Source organism: Arthrobacter bambusae (genome assembly GCF_022606295.1).
Taxonomy (GTDB): Bacteria; Actinomycetota; Actinomycetes; order Actinomycetales; family Micrococcaceae; genus Arthrobacter; species Arthrobacter bambusae_A.
This window is the reverse complement of record NZ_JAHHZS010000013.1, coordinates 1-14,614: the sequence shown is the minus strand read 5'-3', so window position 1 is coordinate 14,614 and position 14,614 is coordinate 1. Positions and strand designations below refer to the sequence as shown.

The following is a 14,614-nucleotide window of genomic DNA, read 5'->3' as shown; positions in this document are numbered from 1 at the left end:
GCCGGCCTTGATGGCTCGGATGGCTTCACGCTGATTCGGCGTGGGGATGATACGAGGTCTAACTGTCTCCGTCATCTGCGGCCATGTCGACGAAGGCTATGGGGCCACCGCCTTTACCCGTGTGTTCAAGCTTCTTGTTAATACGAGCCTTGAGAGCGTTGTACTCGCGGATTCCAGCCATCTTGGACGGGAGATCAGCGTTCTGCATGATGACGAACGGGAGCTCTCGATCGACGGTCTCTTCGTTCAGTGGACCGAGTTCTAGCAACGCACGAATAGCAGCAAGAATGTGAGGCTTAGTGACCTTGTCGTATGCCCGGCGCGAGCGGCCGCGTAGGCTCCTACCCTCGTCAGATCAGCGTGATACGCCTCGATGTAGGCCTGCGTGCCGTTCCCGAAGTACTCGCCTGGGGCAGCGTAAAGCTTGCAGAAAAATTCCTGCTTGGGATTGAGTTTCTTGGCTTCGGCAATTTGACTCTCTGCCATCACTAATCTTGCGGCTTGGGTGCAGGCGTCGAGATCGGAGGCTGACCCTGCCTCGTTAGTACTGGAATGTCGGAGATGGTCATTCCACCCATTTGCTGAGTTCCTGCTATGAGTGGATTATAGCATTTACGCCAAACTAGCGGTGACGGGGATGCCGCCAGGTAGGCGCTTTCGACTTCCGTCTACCAGCGACAAAGTAAATTACACCGAAAATTAAAGTCACTGCGACTCCAGGGGGCTGCCAGTCATGCGGAGCGAATACATTGGTCCCAGATATCACGACAAACATAAATCCTGAAATGAACTGCACAAGCCGCCAAAAATCTCGCCGCTTTTCAGCAATCTCGACAGTCTCGGTGTCGTGGCCAGCTACTCTTGCGGACAGTATGGGCGTCTCTACGTCACCATCAGTAACAAACTGAACTTCAAACCATTCATTCTTGTTGAGCAACGATGGAGTGAATGTGGCAGAGTTGCCTTCTTGCGTGATGTCCGCTGTCACGCCAATTCCCAGGCGGTCGTGCAGAGCCGCGCCGATGAGTTTGCTTCGTTTGAAGGACACCCGAATCGGTCCATCGAAGTGGTGCGCCGTAATTTCAGCTTTTCCGCGGTTTCCCAGTCGGATAACTGAGAGCTGCGGAAACTGGGCTTCAACGCCATCGCCATGAATTATCCTGATTGGCAACCCCGCAGCACTCCTGCTGAGGATTGGCGTTTGATCCATCAGCTGCCAGCCGAACCGCTTCGGCCTGCGTGACAGCCAGTAAAAGATGAAACCGGTCAGGACTCCTAGGACACCAACTACCAGGCCGGCAAACCCAATCCAACCCGCGTTGGCGTCAAACCATGACAAATGATGCTCCATGCGCTGAGCCTACTGGAGCAAGCGGACGATCCTTCGTAATGGCAGCGTCGAACCTGTCAGCCCCATCCCCTATAGTCCTCCTCATGACGATCTTCACATCTGCTGAGCTAGCCGCATTGGCTGAAGAGATCCCCAACAAGGCCGTGGATCGCGGGTTGCTGTATGTAGCAGAAGCCGAATTTGTGAAATCGGCTGACGTGCAACTCAGCGCGGCGATGGTCAGCATCGACAACGCACTTGCTATCGCTATCTCCGCCCAGGCAGTGTTCGTCTCCCTCACGGTGCACAAGTTTGATCCTGACGAGCTAAGAGAAGTCATAGCCCAGGAGGACGGAGAGGAGCTTCCGGCCGAGGTGAACCGCCTTGTTTCGGCAGCCGGTTCACATGACGGCGAAGTGGACGTGCTGTGGCTACGTTGGCCGGCGCACGGTCTTATTTTCGAATGGACGGCAACCTGCGAATGGCGGGAGTCGCTGTTTGAGAGCCTGGATACCGCGATGGCCGAAACCCAGCGAACCATGACCCTGGAATCTCTAAACCACGAGATCGCTCAAAAAGTCAGGATCATTGAGCTCATCTCCGCTCTCGTCACATCTCCCGAGTTCCGCGGTGCGCCGGCGAATAAGCGTCGTCAGGTTGCGGAGTCGATAATAGCGTCCGTTACCAAAGACGAGATTGAACCCTATGTTGTAGGTGAAGCTGCCAGCCAAGCTGGTCGAGTAGCGGACCAGAACATCTTCGAGTATGAGAGAAAGTTCCAGTACCAAATTCAGGAACTAGCTGATGAGCTGAAAACGCTGCCTGATTGGAAAAATGCCACGACGATGCAGCGTCGTCGTGAAGTCGCCCAGACGTTTCTGACGCATAAAGCGGATGGTTATCGGATTGGCCCGCGGATCGTCGGGCCGGTTATGGAAGCCGCTCGAAGCGCAGCCCGTGACATCTAAATTTAAGGCTTCCTCAACTATGCTTGTTCCCATGGCTACTAAAACATATATCCGTCTAGTCGACGACATCGACGGTACCGATGCAAACGAAACTATCAGCTTTGCCATCGACGGTGCTGAATATGAGATTGATCTCAATGAAGCTCACTCGAATGAACTGCGTGAAGCCGTGAGCAAGTTCACGGCCGCGGCTCGTAAAGTGGGGCGAGTCAAGACTCCGTCACGTCGCTCGGCCGCTACTACCACCGACACCAAGGCTATCCGCGCCTGGGCGATTGGACAAGGTATTCCGATCAACAGTCGGGGCCGAATTCAGGCCGACGTAATCGAGCGCTACCAAACAGCTCACTAGGTTCGATACCGACCAGGAAAGCGTGCACGTCTAACTGGTATCGGCTATAACAGAGCGTATGGGGGCGCAATTGACTATTCAACAAAAGAGATCAGGGATTGAAGAAATTAGCTTCAGTCCCTGATTCGTTTAATTGACCTCAAGATTCTGCCGGTAACAGGATCAGAGCACGGTAGCCCAACAGTTCCAGGTCGCGCCCAACCAGAGGGTCCACCGCTCCACCCGTCGCCGCGACGAGGCGGTCGTAAAGATCCAGCAAGGCCGCGTTACGGGCGGGGAACGCGACCGTCCCCCGCCCGGCGCGTGAGCGACCCCGGCGCGTGCGCGACCTCGGCGACCAGCGAGTCTGCGCGGAACCGCGACCAGGTGCGGTCGAAATCCTCAGCGAGCCCGAGGATTTCAGAGCGCAACCGCCCGGGCAGCGCATCCGTAGTGTCGATCTGCCAGCCGGTGCCGATTGCCGTGAACTGGAACGGTATTCCCGGCTCCGAAGTCCCCGGCCCCGGTGCGTTAATCTGCGGCACGCGCGGCCCTCGCGGCTCAGGCCTCGGGGATGTCGCGGTGGAAGGATTCCAGGGTAATGATGGCGGGGTCCGGGCCGCCGCGCACTCCGGTGTTCAGGGCGTCGATCTGGGCCAGCTCATCAGCGGTCAGCTCGAAACCGAAGACGTCGAAGTTCGCAGCGATGCGTACCGGGTTGACGGACTTCGGGATGGCTGAGCGGCCTTCCTGCAGGTGCCAGCGCAGCATGACCTGGGCGGGCGTCTTTCCGTGCGCCTCAGCGATCTCACCGATCACCGGGTCGTTGAACGTGGACTTGCTGGCGTCTCCGCGGTAGCTGGTGATCCCGCCCATTGGCGACCAGGCCTGGGTCAGGATGCCGTGCTTGGCGTCCGCTGTCTGGACCTCCGGCTGGGAGAAGTACGGGTGGACCTCCACTTGGTTGACGGCGGGGACCACGCCTGTCTCGGCGAGCAGGCGGTCCAGGACCTCCGGCATGAAGTTGGAAACACCGATCGCCCGGACCCGGCCATCGGCCTGCAGGGTCTCCAAGGCCTTGTACGCGCCGATGGTCTTGCTGAAGTCGGTGGGCAGCGGCTGGTGCAGCAAGAGCAGGTCGATCTGCTCCACGCCGAGCTTACCGGCGGATTTCTCGAAGGAGCGCAGGGCCTCGTCGTAGCCATAGTCACTGATCCACAGCTTGGTCTCGATGAAAACCTCGGACCGGTGGATCCCGGACTGGCGGATACCTTCGCCGACTTCGCGCTCGTTGAAGTACGACGCGGCGGTGTCGATCAACCGGTAGCCGACACCGATCGCCTCCACGACGGAGGACACCGTCTCTTCGGGCGGGGTCTGGAAGACGCCAAAGCCCAGGGCCGGCATCTCGACGCCGTTGTTCAGGGTGATGTTCATGCTTTCTCCTTGTGTTCGGAAGGTGAGGTTTCGGCGGCGAGGCTGCCCAGCAGCTTCAGGCGCTCCTCGCTGGGGGTGCCGGGTTCGGCGGTGTAGCCGAACATGAACCATTCGGGGTTCGAGGGGAAGTCCATCGCCTCGTACACCAGCTCAAGGTCGCCAACCGCGGGATGGTGGATGCGTTTGATGCCGGTCCGGTGGTGCCGGACATTGTGCGCGGCCCACTGGACGCGGAAGTCATCGCTGCGCGTCACCAGTTCGCCAATCAGGTCGGTCAGGCGCTTGTCCCGGGGGTTTTGACCTGCGTAGCTGCGCAACGAGGCGACGATGTCTGAGGCGTTCTGCTCCCAATCGGGGAAGAACACCCGCGCGGCCGGGCTGAAGAAGGTGAACCTTGCCGTGTTGCCCTGGCTCGCCGGATCCTCCAGCAGCGGCGCATAGAGAGCCCGGCCCTGCGCGTTGCCGGCCACGAAATCCATCCGGCGATCCCGCACCCACACGGGCATCGCGATCGCGTCGATGAACCGCTGCAGGCTCGGACGGAACGGCTGCTCCAGCGGACGTTTGCGCCTGCGGACCGGCTGAGGACTGGCTGCCGTAGCAAGGGCATGCAGGTGATCGGTCTCGGCCTCGTCCAGAAGCAAGGTTCTGCCAATGCTGTCGAGGACCTCATCTGAGACTCCGCGCAGGTCTCCCCGTTCCATCCTGGCGTAGTACTCGACGCTGACGCCGGCCAGCATTGCCACTTCCTCACGCCTCAGGCCCGGAACCCTGCGACGGGTACCGCCGAGGATCCCCGCCTGCTCCGTCGAGATCCGGTCTCGTCTGGTGCGCAAGAATTCGCCCACCGCATTTTTCTGGTCCATGCATAAACGCTACGACGGTTTTCAGCTACTTGGGAGGAACTGCCATTACACGGATAACCGGTCCCTTCTTCGCTCTCTTCCTGACTGCTTGCATTGATGAAGTACCTAACGCGCAGAACCGAAAGACGAACATGGCCGAGACCAGTTCCCCCACCCGCACCATCCAGGCCGCCAGGCCGCGCATGTCGCTCGCCGTCGCGATGCTCGGCTTCTTCGTCGTCGCGCTCGACGCCCAGATCGTGAACGTCGCACTCCCCCACATCCGTGACGAGCTGAGCGGCGGGCTGTCCGGGCTCCAGTGGATCGTCACCGGTTACACGCTAATGTTCTCCGCGCTCCAGCTCTTCGGCGGGTCCATCTCCGACCGTGTCGGTGCACGCCGCGCGTTTGGCATCGGCATGATTGTTTTTGTCCTGGGCTCCGCAGCGTGCGGGGCGGCCCCGAGCCTTGCCATCCTGATCGCGGGGCGTGTCGTGCAAGGCATCGGCGCGGCGATGATCACCCCGACCTCCCTGGCGCTGATCCGCGAGGCCTTTCACGACGCCGTCCAGCGCGGACGAGCGATCACCTACTGGGCGCTCGGCGGTTCCGTCGCCTCAGCCGCCGGACCGGTAGTCGGCGGGATCCTGACCCAGGTCGGCTGGCGCTGGATCTTCTTCGTCAACCTGCCCGTCGGCGTCCTTGCTCTCATCGTCCTTGCCCGCGTCGCCCCGTCCCCGCGCCGAGCCGTCCCGTTCGACTGGGCCGGGCAGATCGCGGCGATCGCCGCTCTCGGCGGACTTACCTTCGCCATTATCGAAGGCGGATCCATCGGCTATGGTGCCCCTGAGGTTCTCGCCGCGTTCGCACTGGCCGTGATCGGTGCGGTCATGTTCCTCATCGCACAGGCTCGTGGATTGCATCCGATGATGCCTCTGGACTTGTTCCGGTCTACCACGGTGTCTATCGGGCTTGGCATTGCCTTCGTCACCATGGCTGCGTTTTATGGCGTCGTCTTCGTGCAGAGCCTCTACTTCCAGGAACAGCGCGGAGTCAGCGCCCTGATCACCGGCCTCCTGTTCCTGCCGATGACCGGACTCGTGGCCCTGCTCAACCCGTTCGTCGCCCGTGCGATGGAACGACTCGGGAAGATCTCCACCACCATCGGTGGCATGACTTTGATGGCTCTCGGGCTCCTTTCCCAGGCTCTGCTTCCGGCGGACGCCCCGGTCATCGTCAACGCCTTGCTCATGGTTCCTGTCGGTCTGGGTGGATCCTCCACCGTTCCCCCGCTGACCGCTCTCATCCTGGACCATATCCCCGCCGAACGGGCCGGTACGGCCAGTGGTGTGCTGAACACAGCGAGGCAGATGGGTGGTTCGCTTGGCATCGCGATCTTCGGTGCGGTCCTCGCTACTCAGACCGTGTTCCAGGCAGGCCTCCGCATCGACTACATCGTCACCGGTTTGGTGCTCCTGGTCCTTGCCGCCGTAACTCTCCGTCTTCGCAAGGCTGCCTGAGTCCTCGATGAGCGAACTGACCCGCAGGCCCCTCATCAGCGCCGCAGGATTCGCAGCCCTGGCGACGCCGAAAGGATCACTCGATATGCCACCGCAGTTCCCGCCAAGTTCAGGATCCAGGACGTTGCTCACGTACTTCTCCCGGCCTGGCGAGAACTATTGCGAGGGAGGAGGTCGCGATCTCGAGTTCGGCAACACGAAACCCTCAACACAGACGATCGCCGGCCTCGTCGACCGCGACACCTTCGAAATCCAGGCAGCAGACCCTTATCCCCGGCCTACGATCCGACCCTTTAGCGAAACGTGGAGGAGAAGAAACGCGACGCACGGCCCGGCATCGCCGGAACGATCCGAGTTATGTCCGGATACGACACGGTGCTGCAGGGCAGCCCGATCTGGAATGTCCGCGCACCGATGAGCATGTCCACCTTCATCGAGAGCGTCAACTTGAAGGGCAAGACCGTCATGCCCTTCGTCACCTATGCCGTCAGCGGCATGGGGGGTGTTGATCGGCGCTACCGGAAAAACTGCCGGGAGCATCGTCCGCAATGGTCTGGCCGTCCGAGGCGAAGACGTCAACAAAGGCCCCAGCCAAACTTGATGCCTGGCTTCGAGCAAACGGCGTCATGTAATCAACTCCGCCAGCCTGCGGCATCAAGAGACCACAGACCAGCGACATAAACCTGTAATCAACGATTCGAAGGAGTCCCCACTCATGAGCAACACCCAAAACACCGCTCGCGTCGCCGTCATCACCGGCGCATCCTCCGGCATCGGCGCAGCAACCGCCCGAGCCCTGGCAGCAGACGGGTACCGCGTCGCGCTGCTCGCACGCCGGCTGGACCGGATCGAAGCTCTTGCCGCCGAACTCGGCAACGGATCCATCGCGATCCAAGCCGATGTGACCGACCGCGATCAGCTCCTCTCCGCCGCTCAGCGAGTACAGGACGAGCTCGGCGGAGCCGATGTCCTGGTCAACAATGCCGGGGTCATGCTGCTCGGGCCGTTCTCCCCCGATCAGCACGGGGACTACCGGGCCATGATCGAGGCCAACCTGCTCGGCTGCATCACCGCCACCGAGGTCTTTCTCGAACAGCTCAAGAACGGCGACGGCGGTGACCTGATCAACATCTCGTCCGTCGCAGGCCGTACCGCCCGGGCAACAAACGGCGTCTACGCCGCCACCAAGTGGGGCGTCAACGGTTGGTCGGAATCGCTGCGCCAGGAACTGTTGCCGACCGTCCGGGTGACACTGATCGAGCCCGGTGTCGTCGACACCGAGCTGCCCACCCACATCACCCACGAGGCAACCCGCGAGGCTGTTCAGAAGAGTTACGACGTCGCCAAGGTCAAGCCCGAGGAAGTGGCCGAGGTCATCGCCTTCGTCCTCTCCCGGCCCCGCCACCTGGTGATCAACGAGGTCCTCCTCCGCCCGGCTGATCAGCTCGGCTGAAATACACTCCAGAGCACCATGGGAGGCCCGTGCCCTCCGGGATGTCTGTCCCGGAACGATCCTGGTCGACAGCGCATAGCGACTCGGAAGGGAAGACATCCCCGCGATCCTGTCCACCAAGAGGCGGGCCACAGGGCCGCCTGGTCTTTCACCGGTTGCGCGACCGTACTCAAGTGGAGCTGGGAGCTTATGGTGTGATCGTCGATGCCCACGATGGAGAGATTCTCAGAGGTTCTCAGTCCGTGTTCCTCAAGCGCTTTCAGAGATCCAAAGGCGATCTCGTTGCATCCGGCCACCATGGTGGTGGGGCGTCCACGGTAGGTGATGAGCTCGTTCACAGCGCGGTAGCCGCCATCGATCGAGGTGCTCGTGGTGACGATGAGGTCCTAGTCAGCCTCCAGGTCGCTCTCCGCCAGTGCCCGCCCGTACCCTGCCCGCAGTACGGCCATGGTGTCGTATGTTCCAGCCAATGGCTGGTTGCGATCCAGGCAGCAAGTTCGTCGTCGGTCCCCACCGTGTCCCAAAGTTCCGTCGCCTGTCCCCTTTGGACGACGGAGGCACCTGAATCTTGCGTGGCATCGATCTGTTGGAGCTCGAGTCCAGTCCCCTCGCCAGGACCCCACTGCTGCGCTGGTTCACCTGGTGGATGACCTGATCGAGGCCCGCGAGTTGCGGGAGTCCGTGCCCGAGCTCCCGACAGAAGCTAAGCACGGTGGACGGAATCCCCCGGAGCTGAAATATGCGATGTGCGATGCTTGCGGCCTGGGCGTAGAACCACGATGTCAGGGCGGGCACCACGATCTTTACACCCAAAGGTGCTTCGCCGATTGCAGGCACTAGAGGGCGGTAGCCGAGCTTCCTCATCGCGACGAACAAGCGATCAGACTGGTGCTACGCCAGCGTCGCCCCACCGTGGAGTGCCTCAGAGGCTTGAAGGACGGATTGCCGAGCGAGGACGCCGACATCGTAGAGGGTGGAAGACTGCTCAGCCATCGAGGTCCCATGAGCGGCCCAGTCCAAACGTTCGGGGGCAACGCAGAATTGCTGATCGAGTTGCGCGTGGCCTTGCGGGAGGTTCCCCTCCGTTTCCGGCCTGCGCCGCGTGCCTGCCGGAAGGAGAGTCGTTGGGCTTCCCCGCAACGCGACCAGAACCTGGGTGTTGGCAAGCAAGCATCGGCAGGACAGCTGTGGCGGATCTCCGAGCCGTGGACTCCGACCATTTCGTTCCGTAAAAAATCCCGAAATCGTCACGAACCTTCTCGTGGAAGACTCTACCTCGCCGCGCCCCTGTTCGGTTCAGCCCCAGCGGTCCTTCTTCCAAACCCGAAGAGGCGCCAAGTCGCCAGCTGGATCCACCGAGGGTTCTTGCTCGCGCCGAATCGTCCCATTAACGCGAACGCTGGCGGTAGCCGACGGCGCGTTACGACGGCACATGCAGATCAGGGTGTCCGCTCAGCATCAGCATTGTCTGCCGTAGACCATAAACTTTGGCCACTATTTCAAGTCAGAATTCCCTCGTCGCCTCGGCCGGGAACGCCTCGACAGCCGCGGTCTTGACCACGAACGCGCACTTCCGATTCGTCATTACAGGCTCCAGACCTTCGATCCCATAAGGGTAATGTAGCCCCCACTACATGGTCTCCTTCGGCACTCCCATCAACGTCACAACGGCCCGCGAGCCGTATCACGCTCGGTGCGATCCGCCACCTGTCGGCAGACTCGAACATCATGTTTATTCAGCCCTCCGAAGACCAGACTCTTATTTTCGAGTCCAACTTTCGGCGTGCGGTTCAAACCTATTAGGGCGCTTTCTCGGCGGGGCATTCATCCGAATTTCGACCCGGTTTCTCCGGTTGGGGTGTCGGCGTCAATCCATTGAGAGATCCGGTCAAGGATTTGTTCCGAACCGCGTTCGATGGGCATCATGTGACCAAATCCGGGCAAGCCCCAGTCGCGGCCGAGGAGAACGAACTCAGCTTGAAGGAAGTCGGCCACCTCGATGGAGGACTCGGTCGGGCTAAGCGCATCCTGCTCGGCCGCAATCACCAGCGACCGCACCGCGGTGAGTCGAGCGACGTTGCGAATCATGAGCGTTCCACTGCCGTCAACGTTGCCGCACGCGTTCTGGACGGACGGACTCAGGTCGCATAGCGAGCTAAGATACTCGTCAAAGTACTCGCGGGGGAACCGCTCGGAATTGGCGAGGGTACGGGCCGCCTCGTCGGCGCCGATCTTGTAGGGCTGCGTTGTGGGTAGCCCTGGCCAAGCCTGGGGAATGTTTCCGGGTGCTGATGGCGCGAGACAAACGAATGCGCGGACAGATTCCGGTGCAGTTTCGATCGCCTTCGCCGCTAGCGGTGCCCCGATGCTGTGCGCGATAACCACGACATCATCCAGGCGGCCGAGCAGCTGCGCGATGACATCGACGGTCGGACCTGCGCCCTGCGTGGTGTACCCCTCATCCCGACGAGACCGGCCTGTGCCTGGCCAGTCGACGACGTAGTTGGTCCGACCTGCTACGGCAAGAAGACGTCCCCAGCCGGGGCGGCCATCTGGCGTGGTTGTCCAGCACATGCCTGTGTGGCAACCGCCCGGGATCAAGACGATCGCAGGACCGGAGCGCGAAGGCCCGACCCCGCCAAGTCGACGCTGGACGTACATCGGGCTGACGCTTCCGAGGAAGAACTCATCAGCTTCGTCCACTGTGCCTTCCCCACGATTCATTCGGACACCTGCTCCGCTGTGCGGGCCCTGAGGGCCGTCGCGTCAATTTGCACGCGACAATTACAGGAGACGTCGACCTTCGATCGGAATGCACGGTCGGAATCCGGGTCGATAGATGTCAGCATGAGAACCTTCCTGTCGTGTGGTGTGAGTTATGTTGTGGCGCGGTCGGTTAGACGGTGACCGTATTTCGTCCTGTTCCCGAATGGCGGCTATTCGTGAAGGGGTTTCGGGGCGGACCTCGTCAGCCATCAGCAAAGGCGGCGTGTCGCGTTTTCCGGCCCGAACTTTCCCACGGCGCGTCCAGTTGTCCGCCTCGGGCTCGATCCATATCCGGACTAGTCGTTCGTTGACGGACTCGGGTGAAACAACGAAAAAGGAGGCCCGTTCACTCAACAAATCCCAGCCGTCATCGAGATGAGCGCCCGGCCAGTTGGGTCCCCTCCCAGATCTCAATGTGACACCGCCTGAGGTAAGACTGCGGCCTAGTGAAATCTGTTCCAGGCACAATGAGTGCCACCCCGTTCTCATTGTGTTAGTCGCCCAGGTGTGTGGGGCCGAACATCTTCAGGAGGGTTTCAACCACGACGACGTTGGGGCCGTCCGCGGCGAACCCTTCCCGGAGCGCGTCCCCGACGTCGCCCGGGGCCACTCTGCGGGCCGGGACACCGAAGGCCTCGGCGAGCTTGACGAAGTCCGGGCGGGCGAGCTCGGTGGCCGTGGCTTTGCCGAAGGCGCCCACCATGTATTCGCGCAGGATGCCGTAGCCGCCGTCGTCCACGATCAGCCACGTGACCGGGACGTTGTGCTGCTTGGCGGTGGCCAGCTCGGAGATTGAATACATGGACGAGCCGTCGCCCGAAACTGCGAGCACGCGGCTGGGTTTGCCGACGGTTTCCAATCCCACCGCACCACCGATGGCCGCCGGGAAACCGTAGCCGAGGCCCCCGGCGCCCTGGGCCGAGTGGAACTGGCCCTCGCGGGCGTCCCAGCAACTCCATCCCCAGTACGCGGAGATCGTCATGTCCCAGAAGGTCTGCATGTCCGCCGGAACGGCTTCGCGGATGTCGGCCATGAACTTCAGTTCCTTGCCGAGGTCCTGCTCTTCAAGTCGCGTCTTGACCTTGGCCAGGGACTCCTTGACGAGGTCCTCGGGCGTAGCGCCGTGCCAGTCCGGTACCGTCGCCGTCGCAGACAAAGCCTCATCCAAGGCAGAGTCGAGGGCGGCAAGGGCCTGTCCGGCGTCGGCGCGGATGCCCAGGCCGGGCCGGTTGGACTCGAGGACCCGGGGTTCGGCGTCGATCTGGATGATGCGCCCGCGCGGTTCGAAGGTGAAGTAGTTGGACGTCACCTCGCCCAGGGAGGAACCGATGACGATGAGCACGTCGGCGTCCTCGAGGACATCGGTCATGTGGCGGTCCTCGATCCAGGACTGCAGGGACAGCTCGTGGGTCCACGGGAACGCCCCGTTGCCGCCCGGCGTGCAGATCACCGGGGCGCGGAGTTTTTCCGCGATCGACAGGAGCGACTTCTCGGCCCGGCCGCGGCGCGTGCCGCCGCCGGCGATGATCGCCGGACGTTCCGCCGTCGAAAGCCATTTGACGGCTTCGCGAATCAGCTCCACGCGCGGCGGGTTGTCAGCCGCCTCGGCGAGGGCGTCCTCCACCGGCGGGACCATGATGGGGTCCAGGAGTACGTTCTGCGGAATTTCGATCCACACCGGGCCCTGGGGCGAGGAAATGGCCTCGGTCCAGGCGTCCTGGATGGCCGAGGGAATCCCGGACGCGTGCTGGATGAGGCGCTGGCTCTTGGTGACGTTCGCGGCCGAGGCCTTCTGGTCATCGAGCTGATGCAGCATGCCCTTCCGGCGCGCCCCCAAACCCTCCAAGGGGATCTGGCTCGCCACGACCACCATCGGCACGCCGGTGGCATACGCTTCCTGCAGGCCGGCCAGGGACGTCAAAGCGCCCGGACCGGTGGACAGGAACAGCACCCCGACCTCGCCCGTGGCACGGGAATACCCGTCCGCGGCGAAAGCCGAGTTGTTCTCCACACGGGAGGAGACGAAGTGCAGATTGCCGCGGCCCATCGCGTCGAACAGGCCCAGGGCATGCTGGCCCGGGATCCCGAAGACCGTCTTCGCACCGAGCGCCTCAAGGGTCTCGACGACGAGATCCCCGCCGTTGCGCTGGTCCGTCACTTCGTGACCACCGCGGCGAACCCGGCCGGGCGCCGGGATTCCTGGCCAAGGGCCTGGGCAGCGTAGCCGTTCGGGGCGCCGTGGCGGTTGCCTTCGACGGCGTTGTCCGCCATGAGGGTGACGAGTTCGTAGGCAACGTGGCTGGCCGCGACGCCCGTGATTTCAGCGTGGTCATACGCCGGGGCGACCTCGACAATGTCTGCACCCACGAGGTTCATGCCTCGGAAACCGCGGATGATTTCGAGGAGTTCGCGGCTTGTGATGCCGCCGGCTTCAGGCGTGCCGGTACCCGGAGCGTGGGCCGGATCCAGGACGTCGATGTCCACGGAAATGTACAGCGGGCGGCTGCCGATGCGGTCCCGGATCTTGGCCACGGTCTCGAGGACGCCCTGGTAGTAGACGTCCGCCGAGGTGACGATTCCGAAGCCGAAGCGGTGGTCGTCGTCGAGGTCCTTCTTGCCGTAAAGAGGGCCGCGGGTACCGACGTGGCTGATGGCTTCGGTGTCCAGGATGCCTTCTTCGACGGCGCGGCGGAACGGGGTGCCGTGCGTGTATTCGGCGCCGAAGTAGGTGTCCCAGGTGTCGAGGTGGGCGTCGAAGTGAAGCATGGCAACGGGCTCGCCGGCGCGTTCGGCAGCGGCGCGGAGCAGCGGCAGGGCGATGGTGTGGTCGCCACCAAGCGTCACGAGCTTGCTTCCGTTGGCGGTCAGATCCAGCGCGTTCTGCTGGATGGTCTCGATCGCCTCGTTGATGTTGAACGGGTTCACAGCCATGTCGCCTGCGTCGGCAACCTGGATGTTCTCAAAGGGGCTGACGTCCCAGGCCGGGTTGTACGGGCGCAGCAAACGGCTGGCTTCACGCACGTGGTTGGCCCCGAAACGGGCGCCGGGTCGGTAGGAAACTCCGGAGTCGAAGGGGACACCGACCACCGTGACATCGGCCTTGGACACCTGGTCCAGGCGGGGCAAGCGGGCGTAGGTGGCAGCACCGGCATAGCGCGGGATTCGGGCCGAATCAATAGGACCAAGGTTGCCGTTGGCCTCAATACGAAGCTCTTCCATGTTTAAGTCGTTTCCTCTTGATTTGTTGTCTACGTAAATGTGCCGAATAAATGTACGAAGTGTATGGGGGCATGGCAAGGTGCGAATGACATTTAGGGGGAGCTGGCTCCCTGCGTGCTAGGCACCACTTGTGTATTCTATGAGCACATTGAGCAGGGAGTCGGCCCGCCCCAGATTGAGTACGTACACGCGTTCCCTTGACGGCAAAGTTGCACTATTTGCGCAGGCTGACACCATGCCTAAATTACCCAGTTTGTTTAGTATCTGACCGACCTGACCGTGGCTTAATTCCGTGGCTTCAACGATGTCAGGACGTGTTGAGGGCCCGTTCAGGCGGAGGTGGCGGATGACGCGAATTCTGGACGCGGCCCCATATGCGGCACTCGCAGCAGCCGCGTCGGCTGCAAAAGCGGCATGATCGCGACTAAGAACCATTCTGTCGTATTTCTCGATGGAGTTTTAGAAAACTGCGAATTGAGTCTCCGGGCGTTTTGCTTTTGGAAAACCGCAGAATTTGTCCTCGAAGCCGGCGGTTCATGCTTCCTTTTTCCATGTCTTTACACAAAAGGTCGGGTCGTGGCGCATCTGCACTACGGCGAATTTTCTTTGCCCAGGCGATCACCATGTCTTTGTCTTTCCGGCTGGGGTTTTTGAGGCTGGTGTGTGTGGGGTCCGTTGGCTCACGTGGTGAGTCTGGCGTATTGTCCTTGGTGGAATAGCAGGGGTTTTCTGTCGTCGTCGGGCA

15 protein-coding genes are annotated in these 14,614 nt (G+C 61.7%); 6 read left to right on the top strand and 9 right to left on the bottom strand.

All coding sequences use genetic code 11. From position 1 onward, the window contains the following. Positions 1-46: 46 nt before the first annotated feature. Positions 47-265, top strand: coding sequence for a hypothetical protein (locus KNN17_RS10855; RefSeq protein WP_241708986.1), 219 nt, complete (start codon positions 47-49; stop codon positions 263-265). Positions 266-622: 357 nt separating this feature from the next. Here the strand turns inward: KNN17_RS10855 and KNN17_RS10850 are convergent, their stop codons facing one another. Next, entirely contained in the window at positions 623-1,351 is a 729-nt protein-coding gene (locus tag KNN17_RS10850) for a hypothetical protein (protein WP_241708985.1), read from the bottom strand. A gap of 83 nt (positions 1,352-1,434) precedes the next feature. On the opposite strand from KNN17_RS10850, the gene KNN17_RS10845 reads away from it, so the two are divergent. Together KNN17_RS10845 and KNN17_RS10840 are read left to right on the top strand one after the other, a co-directional pair. Next, complete coding sequence (locus KNN17_RS10845) at positions 1,435-2,298, top strand: hypothetical protein (RefSeq protein WP_241708984.1); 864 nt, start codon at positions 1,435-1,437, stop codon at positions 2,296-2,298. Positions 2,299-2,329: 31 nt separating this feature from the next. Next, positions 2,330-2,650 carry a histone-like nucleoid-structuring protein Lsr2 gene (locus tag KNN17_RS10840; protein ID WP_241708983.1) on the top strand — a complete coding sequence of 107 codons (321 nt, stop codon included), beginning with the start codon at positions 2,330-2,332 and terminating at the stop codon, positions 2,648-2,650. A 266-nt stretch (positions 2,651-2,916) separates the two neighbouring features. Here the strand turns inward: KNN17_RS10840 and KNN17_RS10835 are convergent, their stop codons facing one another. From KNN17_RS10835 to KNN17_RS10825, 3 genes are read right to left on the bottom strand one after another with little or no spacing between them, the layout of a single operon-like run. Next, positions 2,917-3,174 carry a hypothetical protein gene (locus KNN17_RS10835; protein ID WP_241708982.1) on the bottom strand — a complete coding sequence of 86 codons (258 nt, stop codon included), beginning with the start codon at positions 3,172-3,174 and terminating at the stop codon, positions 2,917-2,919. A gap of 16 nt (positions 3,175-3,190) precedes the next feature. Next, the gene (locus KNN17_RS10830) at positions 3,191-4,066 is read right to left on the bottom strand and encodes an aldo/keto reductase (RefSeq protein WP_241708974.1); all 876 of its coding nucleotides are present in this window, start codon (positions 4,064-4,066) and stop codon (positions 3,191-3,193) included. Then, positions 4,063-4,932 carry a helix-turn-helix transcriptional regulator gene (locus KNN17_RS10825; RefSeq protein ID WP_241708963.1) on the bottom strand — a complete coding sequence of 290 codons (870 nt, stop codon included), beginning with the start codon at positions 4,930-4,932 and terminating at the stop codon, positions 4,063-4,065. The genes KNN17_RS10830 and KNN17_RS10825 overlap by 4 nt, the downstream gene beginning before the upstream one ends. A gap of 131 nt (positions 4,933-5,063) precedes the next feature. Here KNN17_RS10825 and KNN17_RS10820 point away from each other — a divergent pair, with 131 nt between their 5' ends. The 3 genes from KNN17_RS10820 to KNN17_RS10810 all read left to right on the top strand — a co-directional run bounded on the left by KNN17_RS10820 (position 5,064) and on the right by KNN17_RS10810 (position 7,884). Continuing rightward, a complete protein-coding gene (locus tag KNN17_RS10820) occupies positions 5,064-6,431 on the top strand; it encodes an MFS transporter (protein WP_241708961.1) in 1,368 nt (455 codons plus the stop codon). Between the two features lie 357 nt (positions 6,432-6,788). Then, entirely contained in the window at positions 6,789-7,112 is a 324-nt protein-coding gene (locus KNN17_RS10815; RefSeq protein WP_241709142.1) for a flavodoxin, read from the top strand. A gap of 34 nt (positions 7,113-7,146) precedes the next feature. Next, positions 7,147-7,884, top strand: coding sequence for an SDR family oxidoreductase (locus KNN17_RS10810; RefSeq protein WP_241708959.1), 738 nt, complete (start codon positions 7,147-7,149; stop codon positions 7,882-7,884). Here the strand turns inward: KNN17_RS10810 and KNN17_RS22650 are convergent. The 5 genes from KNN17_RS22650 to KNN17_RS10790 all read right to left on the bottom strand — a co-directional run. Continuing rightward, positions 7,872-8,222, bottom strand: a complete 351-nt coding sequence (locus KNN17_RS22650; RefSeq protein WP_372489659.1) for a substrate-binding domain-containing protein — start codon at positions 8,220-8,222, stop codon at positions 7,872-7,874. The genes KNN17_RS10810 and KNN17_RS22650 overlap by 13 nt on opposite strands. Positions 8,223-9,708: 1,486 nt before the next feature. Next, the gene (locus KNN17_RS10805) at positions 9,709-10,587 is read right to left on the bottom strand and encodes an alpha/beta fold hydrolase (protein WP_241708958.1); all 879 of its coding nucleotides are present in this window, start codon (positions 10,585-10,587) and stop codon (positions 9,709-9,711) included. 556 nt (positions 10,588-11,143) lie between these two features. After that, entirely contained in the window at positions 11,144-12,808 is a 1,665-nt protein-coding gene (locus KNN17_RS10800; RefSeq protein ID WP_241708957.1) for a thiamine pyrophosphate-binding protein, read from the bottom strand. Further along, on the bottom strand, positions 12,805-13,869 hold the full coding sequence (gene speB, locus KNN17_RS10795) for an agmatinase (protein WP_241708954.1): 1,065 nt from the start codon (positions 13,867-13,869) through the stop codon (positions 12,805-12,807). Before speB ends, KNN17_RS10800 begins: the two co-directional genes overlap by 4 nt. 424 nt (positions 13,870-14,293) lie before the next feature. After that, a partial coding sequence (locus KNN17_RS10790; RefSeq protein WP_241708948.1) for a hypothetical protein occupies positions 14,294-14,614 on the bottom strand: 321 nt, incomplete at its 5' end.